15 protein-coding genes are annotated in these 19,350 nt (G+C 61.2%); 7 read left to right on the plus strand and 8 right to left on the minus strand.

Annotation, left to right across the window (positions count from 1 at the left end; all coding sequences use genetic code 11):
* The first annotated feature begins 25 nt into the window (after window positions 1–25).
* Complete coding sequence (locus LZC95_30340; GenBank protein ID WXA90741.1) at window positions 26–805, plus strand: SseB family protein; 780 nt, start codon at window positions 26–28, stop codon at window positions 803–805.
* Window positions 806–1,225: 420 nt separating this feature from the next.
* On the opposite strand, the gene LZC95_30345 is transcribed toward LZC95_30340, so the two are convergent.
* Entirely contained in the window at window positions 1,226–2,515 is a 1,290-nt protein-coding gene (locus tag LZC95_30345) for a flavohemoglobin expression-modulating QEGLA motif protein (protein WXA90742.1), read from the minus strand.
* 11 nt (window positions 2,516–2,526) lie between these two features.
* Window positions 2,527–2,982 (minus strand): PaaI family thioesterase, encoded by a 456-nt coding sequence (locus LZC95_30350; protein WXA90743.1) that lies wholly within the window; start codon window positions 2,980–2,982, stop codon window positions 2,527–2,529.
* Window positions 2,983–3,810: 828 nt separating this feature from the next.
* Between LZC95_30350 and LZC95_30355 the strand changes: the two genes are divergently transcribed.
* Window positions 3,811–4,662 carry a hypothetical protein gene (locus tag LZC95_30355; GenBank protein ID WXA90744.1) on the plus strand — a complete coding sequence of 284 codons (852 nt, stop codon included), beginning with the start codon at window positions 3,811–3,813 and terminating at the stop codon, window positions 4,660–4,662.
* A 51-nt stretch (window positions 4,663–4,713) separates the two neighbouring features.
* On the opposite strand, the gene add is transcribed toward LZC95_30355, so the two are convergent.
* Entirely contained in the window at window positions 4,714–5,826 is a 1,113-nt protein-coding gene (add, locus tag LZC95_30360; GenBank protein WXA90745.1) for an adenosine deaminase, read from the minus strand.
* A 2,143-nt stretch (window positions 5,827–7,969) separates the two neighbouring features.
* Window positions 7,970–9,328 (minus strand): MATE family efflux transporter, encoded by a 1,359-nt coding sequence (locus LZC95_30365; GenBank protein WXA90746.1) that lies wholly within the window; start codon window positions 9,326–9,328, stop codon window positions 7,970–7,972.
* Window positions 9,329–9,762: 434 nt separating this feature from the next.
* Here LZC95_30365 and LZC95_30370 point away from each other — a divergent pair, with 434 nt between their 5' ends.
* The 3 genes from LZC95_30370 (at window position 9,763) to LZC95_30380 (ending at window position 11,024) form a co-directional block, all read left to right on the plus strand.
* Window positions 9,763–9,927, plus strand: coding sequence for a hypothetical protein (locus tag LZC95_30370; GenBank protein WXA90747.1), 165 nt, complete (start codon window positions 9,763–9,765; stop codon window positions 9,925–9,927).
* 232 nt (window positions 9,928–10,159) lie between these two features.
* Window positions 10,160–10,639: a hypothetical protein gene (locus LZC95_30375; GenBank protein WXA90748.1), complete on the plus strand. Its 480-nt coding sequence runs from the start codon at window positions 10,160–10,162 to the stop codon at window positions 10,637–10,639.
* 67 nt (window positions 10,640–10,706) lie between these two features.
* A complete protein-coding gene (locus LZC95_30380; GenBank protein ID WXA90749.1) occupies window positions 10,707–11,024 on the plus strand; it encodes a hypothetical protein in 318 nt (105 codons plus the stop codon).
* On the opposite strand, the gene LZC95_30385 is transcribed toward LZC95_30380, so the two are convergent.
* Genes LZC95_30385 through LZC95_30395 form a run of 3 tightly spaced genes read right to left on the minus strand, consistent with a single transcriptional unit; the run spans window position 10,996 to window position 14,402 of the window.
* The gene (locus LZC95_30385) at window positions 10,996–13,116 is read right to left on the minus strand and encodes a SpoIIE family protein phosphatase (protein WXA90750.1); all 2,121 of its coding nucleotides are present in this window, start codon (window positions 13,114–13,116) and stop codon (window positions 10,996–10,998) included. The two genes, LZC95_30380 and LZC95_30385, sit on opposite strands and share 29 nt — an antisense overlap.
* Window positions 13,113–13,511 (minus strand): hypothetical protein, encoded by a 399-nt coding sequence (locus LZC95_30390; GenBank protein ID WXA90751.1) that lies wholly within the window; start codon window positions 13,509–13,511, stop codon window positions 13,113–13,115. Before LZC95_30390 ends, LZC95_30385 begins: the two co-directional genes overlap by 4 nt.
* A 33-nt stretch (window positions 13,512–13,544) precedes the next feature.
* Complete coding sequence (locus LZC95_30395) at window positions 13,545–14,402, minus strand: GNAT family N-acetyltransferase (protein WXA90752.1); 858 nt, start codon at window positions 14,400–14,402, stop codon at window positions 13,545–13,547.
* A 102-nt stretch (window positions 14,403–14,504) separates the two neighbouring features.
* Here LZC95_30395 and LZC95_30400 point away from each other — a divergent pair, with 102 nt between their 5' ends.
* Both LZC95_30400 and LZC95_30405 read left to right on the plus strand, forming a co-directional pair.
* Complete coding sequence (locus tag LZC95_30400; GenBank protein ID WXA90753.1) at window positions 14,505–16,418, plus strand: hypothetical protein; 1,914 nt, start codon at window positions 14,505–14,507, stop codon at window positions 16,416–16,418.
* A gap of 158 nt (window positions 16,419–16,576) precedes the next feature.
* Window positions 16,577–17,605 (plus strand): hypothetical protein, encoded by a 1,029-nt coding sequence (locus LZC95_30405; protein WXA90754.1) that lies wholly within the window; start codon window positions 16,577–16,579, stop codon window positions 17,603–17,605.
* An 18-nt stretch (window positions 17,606–17,623) separates the two neighbouring features.
* Here the strand turns inward: LZC95_30405 and LZC95_30410 are convergent, their stop codons facing one another.
* Window positions 17,624–19,147, minus strand: coding sequence for a BMP family ABC transporter substrate-binding protein (locus tag LZC95_30410; protein ID WXA90755.1), 1,524 nt, complete (start codon window positions 19,145–19,147; stop codon window positions 17,624–17,626).
* Window positions 19,148–19,350 lie beyond the last annotated feature (203 nt).

Raw genomic sequence — 19,350 nt, forward strand, 5'->3', positions numbered from 1 at the left:
CAGGTGATTCGGACGTCGACACGCCATGGCGTACCCTTTGCTTTTGTACGCCAACGTGGACACCTTACCTTCACCGGACAACGCCAAGTGCACGACGGCACTTCGCATAGCGCTCGCGCGCGTGCAGGGTGCCTTTCACCAGGAGGCGGCCGACGCCTTTTACGAACTGCTCCTTCGCACACCGCTTTATCTTCCGTTCGACAACGGGGTCATGACCGTTCCCGGTCCGCAGAGCGAGGCGGCGGTTCCCATCTTCATCGATGAAGCTGCGATGGTGCGCTGGGCGGGCCAGCGCGTGCCCCACATCGTTTGCTCGGCGCGCGAAGCCGCCGTGCTGGCTCTCGTGATTCACGATGCGTGGCTCGTCTTGAACATGGGCTCTTCCCCGGGCGGACAACCCATCGCCCGCGAAGGCGTCATGCTGCTCGCGCACGGTAGCTACCCTGGGGCGGAGCGCTACGAAGAGGCAGCTGCGTTCGTGCACGAAGCTGCGGCCGCCGCGGGCCAGCCCACGCTCGATCTTCTCGAGCGGGCCAAGCGCACGCGAATCGTTTCCATCGGTCGCGCGCTACGTTATCCGGGTGGCACGTCGGCCTATGCCTTTTGGCCTAGCTTCGGTGGCGCGATGCTCTTCGATCCGAACGAGCGCGTCGCGCAGATGTCGTTCGAATCACTGATCGTCAAAGCGTTTTACGAGCGCCGTGGGCTGGTCCTCGCCCCCGATCGGGAAGCACTGCGCATTGGCCCCGCGCACGTGGCCAAATGGCATACGGCGATGCAGGCCACCTATCCGATGCGCGCCTGACGGACGGTCACGGCGCGATCACGATCAGGAACGCGATCACGAACAGTCGCGACAGAGCCACGCAGGGCCACAGCGGCGCCAGCCCTCGATCAACAATTGCACCTCCGGGTCGAAGAGACGCCCGGTGAAAGGCTGCCTACAGGCGACACAGCGCGGAGCATTGGCTGCAGGTGCGACCGCGCGGGCGCCGGCAACCCGCACCTCCGCGCCTCGCTGCGCGAGCCGGGGGTAGTTCGCCATTTTTTGAAGAGGTCGCGTCATTGGAAGTGGAATGAAGATATCACCAGAACGACGCCGCGGTGCCACCCAATACGCATCTCCGTTTCATTATCTCTTCAAACGCTTCTGCTTAGGGTTTAGGGTTTAGGGTTTGGGGAGGAGAAAAATGCTTCTTCTTCCCTAAACCCTAAACCCTAAACCCTAAACCCTTCCGCCAGGAGGCACCGCCCGTTCGGCTTTGGCGATGAGCTCACGGTAGTGCGCCTCGACCGATGTTAGTTTGATTTCCTCCATGAAAGAATTGAACGCGAAATAAGGCAGCAGCGTATTCCAGCGCGCGAGCCATCGCGGGCGATGCAACGGACGCGAAATGAGTCCCATCGCCCGCAGCGACACCAGCGCGGAAATGTCCTCCAGGGCAATGCGCCCTGCGAAAAGAAGCTCCGTCTCGTCACGAAAACCGCCGCGAACGAACACCGCCAAAAACGCGTACACGTGGAGAAGCCCCGCGAGGTAACACGCATCCTTGGTGAAGTACGAACCACCCGCGGGAATGCCCCCGCGCAACACCCGTGCGGCATCGAGAAATGCGTCGCGTGTCCCGTGCCCTCGGTCCACCAAGAAGCGGTACAAATCCAAAAAGCTGGCACCATCCTCCGCCATGGCCACGAGCTTCACGCGCGTGGCGAGGCGCTCGAGGCGCGGCGTTGCCAAGTTGCCATTGTACAACTCCGCAAACACCGCGAGCCCTTCTTGGGTTGGCGTCGAACGCGGACCACCGCTCTTGAGAAACGGTGCATGCACCTGGGCCGCACCGTTGTGGGCACTGTAGGCGTGTGTCTCCACCTCATGGCAGAATAGGCCGTCCGCCTCCCACCGATAGAACGTGGCCTCGGGGCGCACGCGCACCTTGGTCATGCCCGCGATGGCTTTGGCCGTGCACTTGTCGTCCAGTAGGACATCGCACTTGATGACCGGTCGATGTTTGGCAATCCGCCGCGCCAGCTCCTCGGCAAAGCTTTGCGCATCCATCGGTGTCTCGGCGCGCTCTTCGGCCTCGTCCCATCCGTGTAGGCGCAACCTTTCGAGCAAGTGTTCGGCAAGGTCCACGTTCTTCACGGGAAGACCGAAGAACGTCGTGCGCGCGCCTCCGTAAATCTCGAGCGAGATGCGGCCGAACTCCTTGGTGCCCGCCGCGAGCAGCAATCGATTCTTGTCGATGACCGAATGAACCACCGCCCGAAGCCACACCGGGATCACGTCGTCGCCCTCGAGGCGCGCCTCGATCCGGGCAAGCTCGGCATTTTCTGCTTCGAGGGCGTCGCGATCGACCGCGTACGTCACCTCGGGAAGGCGCGTGCCTTCGTGATCGAAGAACTCCTTCTCGACCTTTCGGCTCCAGCCAATCTCCTCGAGGATGTTCGTCGACTTTCTCGCACAGAGCGCCGATGTGACGAGGTCCAGCCATTCCTTCGTTTTTTCGGGCGACATCGCAAACTCCGTCAGCGCGCGCGAAAGCGCTTCCACGTTGCGCGGACCGTCGCGCGCACCTTGCCGTCGTAGCGCAGTTCGCCCAGAACGATGCACTCGGTCTCGCTCAGCGACTCGGCCTTTGCCCAGAGATCGAGGCTGGGTCCGAGCGGGGTCGGGCGGAGAAAACGCACGTCGAGCCCGGCCGTCACGAAGGCGAGCGCCGCACCCGGGGGCGGGTCCCACCCGCGCTCGCTCGCGGCCTGAACGACCAGCGAGGCGGTGTGGCAATCGAGCACGGTGGAGATGACCCCACCGTTGAGAAAGCCGACGCCATTGTCGTGCTCGGGCCAGGGTGTGAAGGACGCGATCACCACTCCGTCCTCGGCACCGAAGCTCCGCAGGTGGAAGCCCTTCGGATTGGCCGGTCCACAGCCAAAACAAGTCATGTTTGGGAAAAGGCGCTCTTGAATGCTCGGTTCGGTCACGTCGTTAGTAAAGCAGCCCCAGATAGCCGTAACGATGAGAAAATATTACCGATGGGTCCGCTATACGCAATGGCTGCGCGAATCGGCGACGGAATGTAATCCGATATATGATTTGCGTAATTGGTATTGCGCGCAAACGTGTCCCATTCACGACATCCTCGGCCAATTACGCCAGCAATGACGTGGCTTTCGGCATATATCGAAGCTGCGAGGCGATGCTGCATGTCGGCATGATTGCCGATGGGTCGATTGGCGACGACGCGTACTTGCTGGTGTGTTCCCCTGATACCGTTGCTGTTCAGCACGCAGCAATCAGGATGGGTGGCTCAGGCGCGAACCATGGGATCTCTCCTGCAGCGGGTAGGCTCTTGATCGGTCGGTCCATTGGGAGGCCTGGGTCAGATCCGTAGTTTGAATTGCTGTTTTCGTTACGTAACGGCTGCGGATTGCCGCAGCCATCACAAGACCGAACAATCGTCTGGGGAGGCGCGCCGCCATGTTGGCGCCACATATCCGATGATTTTAGCGCAGTGCGCAACAAATGACATCGATGTCATCGAACGTTTCAAATCTCTACCGATGATTGGGTTCAAACATCATCGGATCAATCACCACGCTTCCGTCACTCGGGAACAAAGAAGAACACCCGACGTTGCACGCCAAACGCTTCTACGTGCTAAAAGAAAATCGACTTAGCAAAGACAGAATTTGGTTCTGTGTTTTCGTATGGAACCTATGGAAGCGTGGTACGCGGCAGCGCGGAGAGCGCGAACGCGTGGTCGGCGTTCCAACCGACATCTCATTCTTCGGGAGTCACCAGGGCCAAGCATGAACACACCGCACGACGACTTCTCACGCGCGCGTTTTTGGGGCAACGCGGTCCACTTTTACGAGCAACCGGCGGACGAATCGGTCGATGCCGACGACGAAGATGACCTCGACGAAGAGCCGATGGATCTCGCGTTGCAGCTCTCCGTCACTCCAGGCCGCATCGGCGGCCGAACGGGCGGAACCGTCGGTGGTTGGGGCATCTTCGTGGGCGCTCGCGATGCTCAGGATTTGCCTCGCGTAGCCGCGCGAGTTCGCGAGCGCACGCCCCTCTCGCTCGATCCGTACATCGTCGAAATCGTCCAACTCCCGCCCGGAAAGGACAATTATTTTGACCCCGGTTGCTGGGTGCTCGCGCGCAAGGCCATCTACCCGGGCGATCCGACCATGCGCATCGACGCGCTGCTGGATGACGAGCGCGTCTCGGTCTATGCGCGCATCCGGTCTCAGTCGTATACGGACGAAGCCCTTCGCGAGCTGTTGGACGATCCGGAACTCTGCATCGACGTAGTCGGCCCCGCTGCCTACCGACTCGATGTCGGAACATCTGGGAACGTCGGCTTCGCACTCGATCCGCGGGAGCCCCAGCCCCGTATCTTCGGTTGGCTGGAAGCGCGGTCGTCCGGTGACCCGTACACGTTGCGACTGGTCGAATGGAGTGGTGAAGGAGTTCTCACTGCCGAGGCGGCGGCCAACGCCCCGACGCTCGCGCAGGCCACCCTGATTCCTCCGCCGGAAAAGGAGAACGAGAAAGGCGTACTTCTCGAAACGACGTTCGAGGGACGACGCTACGCCTTCCGCGCATCCTTTGGTGCATTCTCCCAGCGAGCTGCCGCTTACATCCGCTTGTAAGGTTTCGGCTCGTACAATTTGTGGTTGTAACGTTTCATTCCCACGGTTTCTTTACGCAAGCGTTGCGTCGGCCCTCTTCGTGGTTGGATACGCCGAGAGCAGTTCCGCGACATCGTCGGGGAACGCCGCGAGTTCGTCACTTACTTTGCGCAAATATTGCTGCTTCACATGGAATGGCAGAAACGCACTTTTGAAACCGGAAACGATAATCTGTTTCAAATCGGCGAACGTGAGCCCGAGCTGCGTGTGACATAGCCAGAGCTCCTTGGAGACCGTGGTATCGGTCACCAGGCGGTTGTCGGTGTTCACGGTCACGCGCAGCCCCAGGTCTTTGTAGAGCTTGAGCGGGTGGCTCGCGAGATCGCGAACGGCGTTGGTCTGCAGGTTCGATGACGGGCAACATTCAATGGGAATGCGGTGGTCGTTGACGTAGTGAAGCATGTCTCCGTTTTCGCGGAGCCGGCACCCATGGCCAATGCGATGGGCCCCACACACGTGAATGGCCTGCGCAATGGATTCGGGGCCGTACGCTTCCCCGGCGTGGATAGTGACGTTGATGTTGTTGTCCCGCACGAGCTGAAACGCCGCTTTGTGGTGTTTCGCAGGATGATCATACTCCGCCCCCGCAAGGTCGAACCCGACGACCCCTCGGCCTTTGTACGCAACCGCAAGCTGCGCCATTTCGAGGGAGCTTTCCGGCGAAACATTGCGTATTCCGCAAAGGATGACGTTGGACTCGATGCCGCACGCATCCTGCGCCGCGCGCAATCCTTCGAGCACCGCCTCGACGACGTTGGTGAGCCTCAACCCCCTCCGCGTATGAAGCATCGGCGAATAGCGCACTTCCATATAGCGGACATTCTCGTGCGCCGCATCCTCCGCGAGCTCGTACGCAATTCGCCGCAAAGCCTCCGCCGTTTGCATGACGCGCAAGGTAACGTCGAACGCTTTGAGGTATTCGACCAAGGACCCCACATTTTCCCCAAGATGCATCGCTTTGCGCAGGCCTTCGAGGTCATGCGCGGGCAAGTCCACCTTGTACCTCTGCCCAAGCTCGAGAATCGTCGCCAACCGCGCCGACCCATCGAGGTGAACATGCAAATCGGTTTTGGGAAGCTTCTCGATAATCTCGAGAGGAACTGTCTCTTTTCGTTCGGTTGGCATAAGGAAGAGTATCACACCGTGCCGCGCGAGTGACACGATCACGAGGAACGAGTCACGATCACGGGTCACGGGGCACGGGGCACGGGGCACGGGGCACGGGGCACGAGCGCGTGCGCGAGCACGAGGAGCGAGCACGAGCGCGTGCGCGATCACGATCACGATCACGAGGAGCGAGCACGAGGAGCGAGCACGAGCACGTGATCGTGATCGTGACACGTGATCGTGACACGTGATCGTGATCGTGATCGTGATCGTGGTCGCGCACGCGCTCGTGACACGTGATCGTGGTCGTGACCCGTGATCGTGCGCGTGCGCGTGCGCGTGCGCGAAGCGTTTCGCTGGAGCGCTCCCCCCTCGTCTCTTCGCGCACGCGCTGGTCTGGTGCCAGGACATCGTTGACAGGCCTCATGGCGAATGCCCGTGGAAGGAGTGCCGAACGATGAGTCTAAAACCGCCTTGTGTCGCGAGTTCGGCGTGAGTCGGCAAGCGGGATACAAGTGGATCAAGCGGTTCAAGGAGAGTGGCTACGACGGTCTCGAGGAGCAAAGTCGAAGACCGAAAACGGCGCCCCTCTCGCCCGCGGAAGACCTTGTCATCTCCGTGCTCGAAGCACGAGATCGTCATCCAACGTTGGGGACCACGAAAGCTCGAAGCGATGCTTCGTCGGCTGTTCGGTGAACAGACTCCGAGTGAGCGCACCATCGCAAGAATCTTGAAAAGGGCCAATAAAGTTCGCGAACATCGCCGACGAAGATCGACGAGCATCGTGGAACGTCACGGCAGATGCAGGCGAAGCATCCGAATGACGTCTGGACTGTCGACTTCAAAGAGTGGTGAAAGTCACTCGATGGTGAACGGTGCGAACCGCTCACCATCCGTGATGCATACAGCCGGTTCGTGCTCGACGTCGTGGTTTGTCGTCCGACGCACGAGGCCGTGAAAGAGGTGTTCGAGCGGCTCTTTCGGAAGTACGGCGTGCCTAACGCGATTCAGTGTGACAACGGCACTCCGTTCGTCCGCGTTCAAGCGCGAGGCGGAATTTCCAGATTCTCCGGGTGGTGGATGTCCCACGGCATTCGGACTTGTGCGCTCACGACCTGGCTGCCCGCAGGACAATGGTGCGCACGAGAGAATGCACGCCGACATGCACGGTGACGTGCATCGCGACCCTCGGCCACGGGTGACGCTGAGCAGCGGCAGCGATCCCGCTGGCGGCAGGAATTCAACCATGTGCGGCCGCACGATGCCTTGAATGGCAAGGTACCGGCGGAGTGTACAAGCCTGCAGAGCGTCGTCGCCCGATGTCGACATCTTACATGCATCCCGCACACATGCTTACTCGACCTGTTTGGAAAGGAGGCCACATCTGTTTTCGCAGTGATCGAGTCTACGTCGGCGTCTTCTTCGCCGGCCTCGATGTCGGGGTCGAGCTTGTCGATGCTTTGCAGGTGGGTGTCTGGTTTCGGGATGTCGAGCTTGGTGTTATTGAAATCTTGCCAGAGCTCGACGTCTCGAGTTTCGGTTGGCCGCAACCAAGTCGAAAGCGCCGCGCGAGCTGATGAGCAAAGTCGGCGCTGCGTGACAGGTGCCGCCTTCGGCGGGGGCCGCCGCCGCCATGGTTCGATGAGGCCCAGAAGCCTCTGGCTACACTCGCTCCTGATGACGGAATAGCGGGCGCGATTCGGAGTTGTGAGCTGCACGAGGGTGACAGCTCGCCTGTCAACAGCCCGTACCGATCTGTCAACGATGTTCTGTCGTGCTCCACGAGTGACACGATCACCGAGCACGTGCGCGTGCACGAGGAGCGATCAGGAGCACGACCACGAGGAGCGAGCACGTGATCGTGCCCCGTGATCGTGATCGTGCGCGCGCACGCGCTCGTGACACGTGATCGTGGTCGTGGTCGTGGTCATGGTCGTGGTCGTGGTCGTGACCCGTGATCGTGCGCGTGCGCGTGCGCGAAGCGTTTCGCTGGAGCGCTCCCCCTCGTCTCTTCGCGCACGCGCACGGGTCACGATCACGGGTCACGATCACGATCACGATCACGATCACGATCACGTGTCACGATCACCTGTCACGATCACCTGTCACGATCACCTGTCACGATCACGATCACGTGGCACGATCACGGCGTGCTTCGCCCTCACACCCGCGAAATCACCCCTCGCGAAATATAAAAAAACCTCGAAAACAGCGCGATAGAAATCGCGATGAGGCCGCCGGTGAGACCCCACCATATCCCTCGCGCTTGCCCGCCCAACACGAACCCAAAGAGAAGAGCGGCTGGTAACCCGAAAAACCAGTGGGCGACCACGTTGGCGATGAAGGGGAAACGCACGTCTCCTGCCCCTCGGAGGGCGCCGGTGGCCACGGCTTGAACGCCGTCGAAAAGCTGGAACAGGGCGGCGATGTGAAGCAATTGCACCCCTAGCGCGATCACCTCGGGATCTCGCGTGAAGAGACCCACGAGAACCTCGGGAATCGTCCAGAAGACGAGGGCAGGCACCATCATGATTCCGGCTCCCAATGCAATCCCGATGAGTCCTGCACGCCGTGCCGGGCGGCCGGCCCCGACTGCGAGCCCCACCCTCACCGCGGTCGCGCCGCTGATGCCGAGCGCGCCCATGTATGTGAAGGTCGCGAGCCCCAACGCGATCTGGTGCGCAGCAACGACCCTCGCGCCGAAACGGCCCGTCAGAAGGGAGGCGGTCGTAAATAGCCCTACCTCTGCCAGCATCTGCAGCCCGACGGGAATGCCCAGCCGCCAGGCTGCACGCAACGTCACGGAAGGATGAGGACCCACGGAATCGGGGCGCAGCTTGCGCGCGAACGAGACCGCCACCCCGAACAGCACGCACTCCGCCAGGCTGAAGGCCAAACCTCCCCCGAACGCATCGAGACGGGGCAACCCCATGGCGGGCAGGTGCACGGCTTGCAACGCATCGTCGCCGCGGACCAGTAGATTGCAAATGATGACGTTCGTCACGTTGGCGATGCACGCGGCGGCGAACGCCGGTGCCGTCACGCCGTTGGCTTGCAGGAATGTCTTGGTCGTCAAGAACGCCACGGTCAAGGCCATCCCGGGCGCCTGCCCAAGAATGAAAAGGCGGGCGCGATCGACCACCACCGAGTCAAGACCGAGCGGCGGCAATGTCAATGTGACCGCGAGCGCGGCGAGCAGGGAAGGAAGCCACACGAAAAGGCCGGCGCGCAGATTGACGACGTATGCGCGCCACGCACGTTCCGGTTCGCCGGCGCCGAGGGCCTGCGAAGCCACGGGTTCGAGCCCCATGGCGACGCCCATGCCAAGGCACATCGAGGCAAAGCCAATCGAGCGCCCGATGGATGCACCCGCGAGGCTGTCGACCGAAACATGGCCGAGCACGGACGTATCCACCAGCGAGATGCCAATGAGAAGCACCTGCGCGATGGCAATGGGCGCTGCCAGCACGAGAAGCTCGCGGAGCTCCGTGCGAATGGATGGAGCGATGGACGGCGTCACGACAGACACCATCTATCATGGTTTGGAAGCGGCGTTTTCATCCGTGCGCACCGGTACGGGACCGGTGCGCACGAACGATGGCGTTACGTCACTTTCCGCGCACCGTGGGCCGCGACGCCTTGCGCCACACGGTCTGGTTCGAGAATCGGTTGGGAACCGATCGAGGAACCGCGTGCGACGGCCGCCCCCCTCTCCCTGAATTCGAAAACGACGGGCGAGGCGGCTCGCTCGGACGCTCCTCGGTCGAGACGAGTTTTTCGGTCGACTCGGGCGCCTGCGCGAGAAGAAGGGTGGATATCGTATCAGCGGAAATCAAATTATCGTTTCGTCGGGGCATGGACAAACTCCTCCTGTGGTTCGCCAGCCCGCGGCGTGCGAGACCTCGAACGAGATCGCGCGACCGCCGCACGCCGGGGCGAACGGGTCAAGGAGCGGTGAAAAACGACACGCGAGAACGCGGCCTCGCCGGCATCGACCATGCGGAACGGACGCCGGGCATCGCAATCAGCGATGGATCAACCTGGATCACGGGACATGCGCTCGCGTCGCCGCTCCATCACCGCGCCAAACTGGAATGTTGGACGTTGATGTGGACGTGACCCCAGGCACCTTACCTGGGACCGGACGACACGAAGAACACGGTAGCGACATCGCCGCCATCACCATCCCATCCATGGATGGGGACGCGGGGTGCCTGCTTGCCGCTGCTAGCGCAACCGACCAGAAATGATCATAGTGAGATGACTCTACGGCCTAGAGAGCGGGCGCGCAAGCCGTTTTCGCTAATCGAGATAGCTTGGATAGAAAGGGAGACGTGGTACTCCTTAAGTAGTGAGGGCGGTCGCGCTCGAGATCCCGCATCTGTGGAAGTTCGTGAGCCATGCCCGCGGAGAAGTGGAGCGTGCACTCACCAGCTTCGCGCCGTCGGTGCGCGCGGCCACGGTCATGACGGCGTCCGAGTTGATCGAGAACGCGATGAAGTACGGCGAGGAGGTACCGAACCTCCTCACGATTCACCTCCGTCTGCAGGCGGACGCGGAGCGCATCACCATCGAGGTCTCGAACGGCGCGCTCACGCGCGAGCGCGTATGCCAGCTCGAGCAACGCCTTGCCGAAATCGCGAGCAGCACAGACCGCGAGGAGCTCTACATGAACCGGATCCGCACGCTGCTGGACAACCCGACCGAAAAAGGCGGGCTTGGCCTTTATCGGATCGGCTTCGAGGGCGGCTTCGACTTGACCTGCACGTTCATCGATTCAATCGTTACGGTGACCGCCGTGAGGGGGGCGCATGAGCACGGAATCGTTTGAATTCGACAGACTAACCATACGCGTCACCCGAGGCCGCCACTCGTCCGCCACGATCGCATGGGAGGGCGTGAGCGATGCACGCAACCCTGCCGCGTTCCTGGAGCCGGTGCTTCAGAAAATCTTCGCGAGCCTGCACGCCACCAGCGTCACCGTCGACCTGCGCGCGCTTCAATACATCAACTCGGCAACGGTCGGTCCCCTCCTCAACTTCATCAAGAAGTTCGACACGCAGCACATCTCCACCACCGTGCTCTACGACACCGATCTCGACTGGCAACGGGTCAACTGCCAGTGCATGCGAACCATCGCGCGTACGCTGACGCACGTCGAAGTCAAAAGTCAAAACGACGACACGCCTACGCCTTCCCGGCGTCCTCCGTCTTAGTCGTCTTACGCACCACCAGCAGCGAAACGTCGTCCTTGAACTCGTAATCCTTCGTCTGCTTTAGAACGGCCTCCAGGATTTCCTGGCTATCCTGACGACTCGTCTCCACCGCCTGGCGGAAGACCTCGACCAGACCCTCGATGCCCAAGAAGCGGCCGAGTCGCTTGGCCTCGGGCAGACCGTCCGTGTAGAGGAGCACGATATCGCCTTCGTCGACGTGGAAGGTGCGGTCCTCCACCATCTGCGAAATATCGTCCATGATGCCGAGCCACATTCCGTCGGTTTCCAGGCACTCGATCGTTCGAGCGGCCGCGCGATAAATGATGACGTCTTGATGGCGGCCGGCATACGTGAAGGTGTTTCCCTCGACCCGGAAGGCCGTGAGGGTCATGTATTGATTCTTGTCGATCCGCTGCAGATTCCCAAATATGGACGTATTCACCATATTGAGCACGTGCGACGGCGACAGCGGCGCCGATCCTGCCGGCGCATTGAGCACCGCCGTTCGTACGGCCGTCTGGACCATCATCATGATGAGGCCCGCCGTCACGCCGTGGCCCGACACATCACCAATCAAAAGCCAATCCGTGCCGCCGGCCTGGAAGGCATCGTAATAGTCTCCTCCGACTTCCTCGGCGGGGAGCATTTTTCCCGAAGCATCGAGTCCCTTCAATTGCAGCGTCTGGGGCACCAGCGACACCTGAATGGTGCGCGCAATCTCCAACTCGCGCTCGAGCGCCTCCTTCGCGGCGAGCCGCCGCCGCGAATCCTCCAACTCGACCAATGCCTTCTTGAGCGATTGCTCGCGGGTCGACACGGCGCCAGCCATTGCATTGAACTGCGAGGAAAGCTGCCCCAGCTCGTCCTCCCGGCGCGCCGAAGGAAGCAGCACGTTCAAGTCACCCAATGCCACACGACTGGTCGCGGCCATCATCTCCAAAAGAGGTGCGGCCACCTGCTTGCGCAGCACGAAGTACATCACGATGATTTCCACCAGCAGCGAGGCCACGCTCAAAAAGAGGTACACGCGGGCGGTGTCGAATGCCTGCTTGCTCAAAATGGACTTCGGGAAAATCGTCACGAAGTACCAATCCGGCTCGTCCAGCTTGGCGAAAAACACGTATTCCGAATCAATCGAGTTGTCGGCCACCGCCGTATTGGGCGCACTGCCCATGACGAGCGAGAAGATCCGTTTCAGGTGCTCGTCCCCGGACTCGGCAATCAGGTAATTGCCATTCTTCGCCTGAATCTCACTGACCTTGTCGGGATGCACGACCAGGCGCCCATCACCTCGAAAAATCAGATTGTACGTGCCCGGCGCATGGTCGTTGATCGAGCGCTTGAACAATTCGCTCAGGAGAACGTCCGTCTCCGCCGATGCCACCAGGCTATCGCCCAAGTACACGGGCGTGGCGCACGTCACCATCCACTCTTTGATGATCTCGTCGAAGTAGAGCCCCGTCCACGCTGGCTCGCGCGACGGATCGTGCTTGGCGTCGGTGATGTAGTGGAACTCCAGGCTCGGAATATCGTAGTCCGGCGGAAATCCCTGCTCCATGTGCGGGAAATCCGGCGTGTACAGGATGATGGCGTTCTCGGGAAAGCTGACGTACGTGTTGAAGAATCGATTGTGCCAGGCCGGCCCGTACTGAAGCACCAGGTCGCGGGAGACCATCATTTTGCGCTTCAAATCCTCGGTCACTGGCGTTTTGCGACCGACGTAAAGGCTAATGACGTTGCCCTCCCGCGGTTGGTCGCGGCTGCGCAGGCAACCGTCCTCACGTCGTTCGGTCGCCGCCTCGAACTCCTTGCTGAAGTCTCGGCCGCCCGCTTCCATGAAGCTCTTGGTCAACGCATCGCGCAAGACGGCTTGGTTGTCCTCCGCCAAGCTGAAAATGGCGCGCTCACGGTGTCCGCGCTCGATGACGTACTTCGTCAATTGCGCGAGGGTGGCGGCGCGCAGGCTGGAGACCAGGTGGTAGTAGCCAAAGACGGTGGCAATCAGAATGACCAGGCTGACCCGCATGGCCATCTGAAGAAGCGTCTGCCCGGTCAGCGAACGCCGAATGCCGCTCGGCCACCACCCTGTCATTGAGACTCGGCCTTGTCGCTGTCGCCGCGAACCTCCACGTGAGAAAGCGTTCGCGCGATCGTGCGCATGCAGCGGAAGTTGATGCGCTGCCAGCTCACGCTCTGATCGTAGAGCACGCGGGTCTGCGCCCCGATCGCGTCGAGGCGCTTCACGAACTGCAGGATCGGGACGACCGTTGCCGAGTTCATGTACTCGAATTGGCGGAAATCTACGGTCACCACGCGCACTTTGGCCGCGCGAAGCCGCTCGGCGAGCAGGTTCAGGAACGGAACGAGCACCAGCTCGGGATCCCTCGCCTCGCTCACCCCGCGCCAGATGACGCTCACCTGGGTCTGAGCATCGACGACCTCGATGCTCAACCCGTCGTGGTTGAAGCTGTCCACCCCACCGCCCATGCCTTCGTCCTTTGCCCCCAAATCTCCGCGGCGCTACCCAAGCTCCATCGTCGCGATGCCGAATACACGTTCGTGGCTCGGCGTGGGTCGAGTGTACATCCGCGCGGTGCGAAACACCTCGTGCATTCCGAAATGTAAGGCGAGGTTTCGCGGCACAGGCGTGGTGTCCGGTACGTCGAGGAACACAGGGCCCGAAGGCGCCGCGGAGAGCAACCCGCGGAGGAGATCCTCCGCAACCACGGCGTCATCGGCCAACAGAGGTCCGATCTTGAAGCCTACGACGCAGGGCCGCGCCAGGCCGAAGCCGCGGAGTTTTCCATCTTGAATGGATGCAAAACCATACGAATCGCGAAGTTGCAGCCAACGCCGTAGGAAATGAGGACGCGGCGCCGGGGCGCAGGCCGTGTCGAATGCCACCAGATCGTCCTGGGGAATCGCGGAAAGTGGAACGATCGACGGAACGCGGTCCGCTTCGAGCCGCGGTGCGTCTGCAGGCCGTTCGTAGCGCACGTGGTGATGCGAAAAGCGGAAACCGGAACGTTCGTAATTTTGCTGTTGCGCCAAAACGCCGTCGAGACCCACCGTGCGCGTGCCGAGGTATTTCAGTCCTTCTTGCCATGTGCGCAAACCGTAGCCGCGACCCCGATGGGCAGCCTTGACGATGTAAAGACCGACGAAGCCGTAGGATGAATCGTACGCAACGCAGGAGATCATGGCGACCGGTTGGCCATTGACTTCGCCCAGGAAGAAGCCCTGCGGGTCGGTCGCAAAGAAACAATCTGCGTCATAGAGCCCCGGGTTCCACCCCTCCCCGGCCGCCCATTCTCGAATGATATCCGTCTCATCCGCGCGCATTCTTCGAATTTGGAACGTTTCATTTTCGCGATTCATTCGCCCCTCCTCAAAAATTGGCTAGACCCGGCGATGACACCGGTTACCATGTTCTCGTTCCTCGCCTGATCGACCCGCACTTTATGCAAAATTTCTGGAGGCATGATGAATACCTTTGCCCGCCGTGTGCTTGGTACATCGTTGGTGGTCGCCCTTGCACTCACCGCCTGTCGAGATTCGGACGACGACGATGTGGCGGAGGCTCAGCCCGAGCTGTCTGGCGTTCCGGCCAACACCATCGTGTCATCCAAATTGCTGCCCCACCTTGATTTCTTGTTCAACAAGCTCGCCGTCGAGAAAAAAGATTTTACGCTCGATGGGACCAAGGCCTTCAACGGTCGCGACGAGTTCCTGCCGGGGAAGATTGCCATCGGCTTTTCCTACTTGCTCATCGGCACGCCGGAGTCCGATCCCAAGTTCGCCGACTACCTGAGCAAGTACCGCGAGATCGCCGATCTGACGATCGACGACACCAACAAGACGTGGGGCATTTTCTATTACATGTCCGCGTTGAACAAGCTGAAGAACGCGGGCTTGCTCGAGCGAGCGGTCAGCGCAGACACCTTGGCCAAGCTGCGGACGAAGCTCGACTGGCGCACCTTCGTCAACCCGGTCGATTACACGCTGATTGGCCTGCCCACGAATTACTACGGTGTGGCGTTCAGCATTGCGCGGCTGCGCGAGCTGCTTGGCTGGGAAGATGGCACGGGCCAGCAAAATTTGATGGCCAAGATGATCAAGCATTACGAGACGTATTCGGAATACGGCTTTTCGGACGAGACGGACGGCCAGGGCCGATTCGACCGCTACAGCGTGCTGCTCATCGGCGAGATCTGTCAGCGCCTGATCGAGACGGGGCTCGAGGTGACGCCGCAGTTGAAGGGCTGGTTGCGCAAATCCGTCGATTTGATTTTGCTGCGTCTGAACGTAGCCGGTAATGGCTTCGATTATGGGCGAAGCCTGGGTCCGTATGCGGACACGGCGTTCTTGGAAGTGCTCTCCGCGGCGGAGCATCTGGACGTGCTCACGCCGAAGGAGAAAGAGATCGCCTATGCCTTTGCCTCGCGGGCGTCGGCCAAGTTCGTACAGTATTGGTACGACGCGGACATGAAGTCGGTGAACCTCTGGGAAAAGGGGCGCCGCACCGATGCCTACCGCGGCAAGCACCGCATCCTCGGGGAAAACCTGAGTCTTTCGCACCAACTGCTCTACACGACGAATCTGTGGAACGCCGATGGGTACAAAGACAAGACGCCCATGGATACGGACGATTACGTCGATTACCTGCGCGGGCTGCCGCGCTCGACGCTCACGTGGTTCGCGCGCGGTGACTACGAGCGCGCCTTGGTCACGTACCGCGACGGGCTTCGCACCTTCAGCCTGCCGATCGTCAATGGCGGTGACACGTACCACCGGCTCAATGCGTATTTCGCCGTGCCGTATTCGTACAATCTGCTTTCCGGCGTGGCCGACTCCGACTTTCCGCAGTTGCAGCCGCGGTTCTCGCTCGCCGGCGGCAAGCAGCTCATTCCGGCGGCGTACATCAAGAACGTCACCACCGAGGAACACGGCAAGACGTTGACGGTGCGCTTCCGGCAAACGGAGTTGGACGACGTGGCGACCAAGACTCCGGCGTCGAACGCGAGCATCACGGCGGAAACCACGTACGTGTTCGAGCCGGGGAAGATCACGCGCACGTCGACGTATGCGCCTTCCGGTGCGGCGGTGCAGCTCGACAAGATCGCCATGGAGTTCGGCTCCTTCTCCGATGGCGCGACAGCCAATGGCCGGCGTTTCACGTACCAGAGCGGCGATGTGACGGCGTTCGAGGTGCAGGGCTTGGAGACGTGCGCGGCGAAGTCCGTCGCGACGGATACCGGGTACCAGACGCCCACGGGCGGTTCGAAGACCAGCGTGGTTTGCGAAAGCGGCGCCACCCTGTTGGACAAGCCGCTGACCATCCGCTGGGTGCTCGAGTACAAGAGCCCGAGCGTGGCCTCTTTCGTCCCCAGATAGCGCATGTCGCTGGTACGCCGGGTGCTCTATGGGCCCGGCGTACCATGACTTTCCCATTAAATGACTCGGCGGCATCTCATTGTAATCCGGACTTGGCGCAGCACCCCCCGCACGTGTGGTTGCGGCGCTACAGGTCCTTCTTAGCCTTATTCCTTGCGGTGTGGACGACGGGCTGCACCAGTGAATCGGTGGTGCGTGGCGACTGGTCCGCGCAAGCGCTTCGCGGGGTGGAGACGAACTACGGCACGATTCGGATGACGGCCAGCGACGGCGCGCCCGTGCATTTGCGACCGGGCGACTCGGTCACCATCACGACGGTCGAGGGAAGCGTAACCGCGGACGCCGGCCGATTCTGCCGCAATCAAAGCGCGATCTTCCTGAGGGAAGACGGCCAGGACTGCAGCCAAGCGGCGCGGGTCGCCGCTTGGGACGACATCGAGTCGGTCAAGGTGGAGCAGTTCGACGGCGGCAGCACGGCCACGGTGGTCACGGTGGGTGCGGCGGCGGTCGCGCTCATCATGGTTGGGTTGGCGGCCACCAAAGGGGACACCAAATCGGGTGGGAAGACGGCCCCGCCTCCGGTGCCGTATTACCATCACCACCATCACTATCCCGCTTACTTCGCCTTCGGCTTTGGCGCGGGGAGGACAAGCTCGTCGAGCTCCTACGAGGACGACTCTTCACCCGAGTATCAGGGCCCGCCGAGGACGCGGCCGGCCTCGCTCCCTTCCGAGGGGCAAGATTCCGTTCCGCTCTTTTCGGGTCGCGCCCAGAGGCGCGCCATCGTTCGTCCGTCGCTGCGGGTCGACGCGGGTGCGTGCGCATTCAGCGACCGGTGCTTCACCGGCTCGGCGCGCGTGGGGGCGACGTTTCTCGACATTCTCGATATCTCCGGCGGCGTGCGCTGGGAGCAAGGAAGGACGGACACCGTATTGGCCACCGCAGGCGCGGGCTTGAACGGCACGTTTCCACGCCTGCCCGCGCTCTCGGTCTACGTCGGCACGCAGTTCGGATTCGGCGATGGCTTCCGCATCATTCCCAGCGCCGGCCTGCGCCTGAAGCCGGGCGGAAACGTGTCCATCGGCATCTTGCCGGCCAGCTTCACCTATTTCTCGCCCGACCGCGGCTCACCCGAGCGGAGCCGCGTCGCCTACACGCCATCGTTGGAACTTGGCTACGAGTTTTGAAGCGCGAACTCGGATCCCTTACAAATTCTTCTTGCAGACGATACCCACGCCGGGTGGCACGCCGGGCGGGCCTTCGAGATCGTTGACGAACTTCGTGTCGCGAACGCGATCTTCATCGGGAACGCGGCCATCGACGTCGGCCGACTTGGGATCGGTCACATCGAACTTCTCGATGACGCCCTTCGGGAACCAGCACATCGTATTGTACTCGGTCTCGGACATCTTTTCGTCGGCGCCAAAAGCTTGCACGGCATCCGCCAGGCCATCCAAATCGCGGTCGCGTTGGCCCGTCGTTTCATACGGGCCCGCGAAGGTGTGCTCCCAGCCGCGACTGGAGATTTCCGTCACGTACGAGCGCACGGCGTTGCTGTCGATCCCGCTGGCCGGGTTCAATTCGAACCCCGGAACGCTCTTCGCAGGGTCGATGATCATGACCTCGTTGCGATTCTGGTCGGCCCGCCAGGTTCCCCGGTGAATGTCCTCGAACATCTGAATGTACAGCGGAGTCCAATTCCAGTACGGGCTGCCCAGGCAGGACTGCATCCGCTGCTTCGTGAGGAGGTCGACACAGCCAGCTTTGTTGTCGTTGCTGATGGAGTAAACGTCGTGAATCTTTCCGTCCTTGGTCAGCCGCTCGATGGCGCGCACCGGCCTTTGGCTATCCGTCGAGTGCGCGATCACTTCCGCGCCACTATCGATGAGACGGTAGGTAAGGAGATCTTCGCGATAGAGCTTCACGTCCTGGTTGTCGGAGAGCGGCCCTTTGTAGGGGTAGCTTTCTGGCGTCTTGTAATCGACCCAGAATCCGAGCCACTGAACCTCGACTTTGATGTCCTTGTTGACGCTGCGCGCCCCGAGATAGAAAGCCGAAATGTAGCGCACGACCTCGGGCGTGATGAACGACGCTACGAATCCTAGACGTTTTTTGGCCTTGGATGCAGCGACGCGCCCCGCCACCCACCACGATTGCTCGATGTGCCCATCGTAGGAAATGGCATTGTGCCCATTGAAGTTGTCGCCCGAGCAATTGAGGAATTTGACGTGCTTGTATTGCTCCGCCTTCTTCATCATCTCTTCGCGCTGGCTGAACGAGTTGAGGACGACCACGTCGACCTTCTCCTCCAGCACCGCTTGGTCCACCATCTTGTCGACGTCGCCGGTGAAAGGTAGGACGTTCTCACGCCTGTACCAATTCAGATAGGGAAGTTGCTTTGCAGCCTCCTCCATCCCTTCTTGGTGCGTGGAGTTCCACCCCTCGCCTTCGGTCACGGGCCCGATCCACAGCCCGGCGACCTTGAGTGGGGTCTGGCATTTGCCAGCAAAACACTTGGTCGGTGAGGGGCATTCGCCGTCGACCGTACAAGACGCCACGCAGATGCCATTGTCGCAGACTCCGGCGTGGCATTGGTCGTTGGCCGCGCAGACCGTACCGAGGCCGCTGCCTTTGATGTCGCTTTCGACGACGAACGTGCAGCCCAAAGCCGCCGATGTGGCGAGTCCCACGACCCAGGGATGGCGCTTGATGAACAAAGAAACCTCCAACGACGTTTCCGTCGCAAGCAAATCGATGCCGTGGAGGACTAGCGCAGAATCGTGTTGCGTGAAACCCCATTTGCGAATTACAGGTCAAATTGGCAGGACTGGATATGAAATCAAAAGTGAAACAGAACGTCACTTCTGCACGGTCGGTATGTGCATTCGTCACCATCACGACATTGCTCGGTGGATGCAAAGGCTCGGCGGAA

The sequence above is a fragment of the Sorangiineae bacterium MSr12523 genome (assembly GCA_037157775.1).
Classification (GTDB): Bacteria; Myxococcota_A; Polyangia; order Polyangiales; family Polyangiaceae; genus Pendulispora; species Pendulispora brunnea.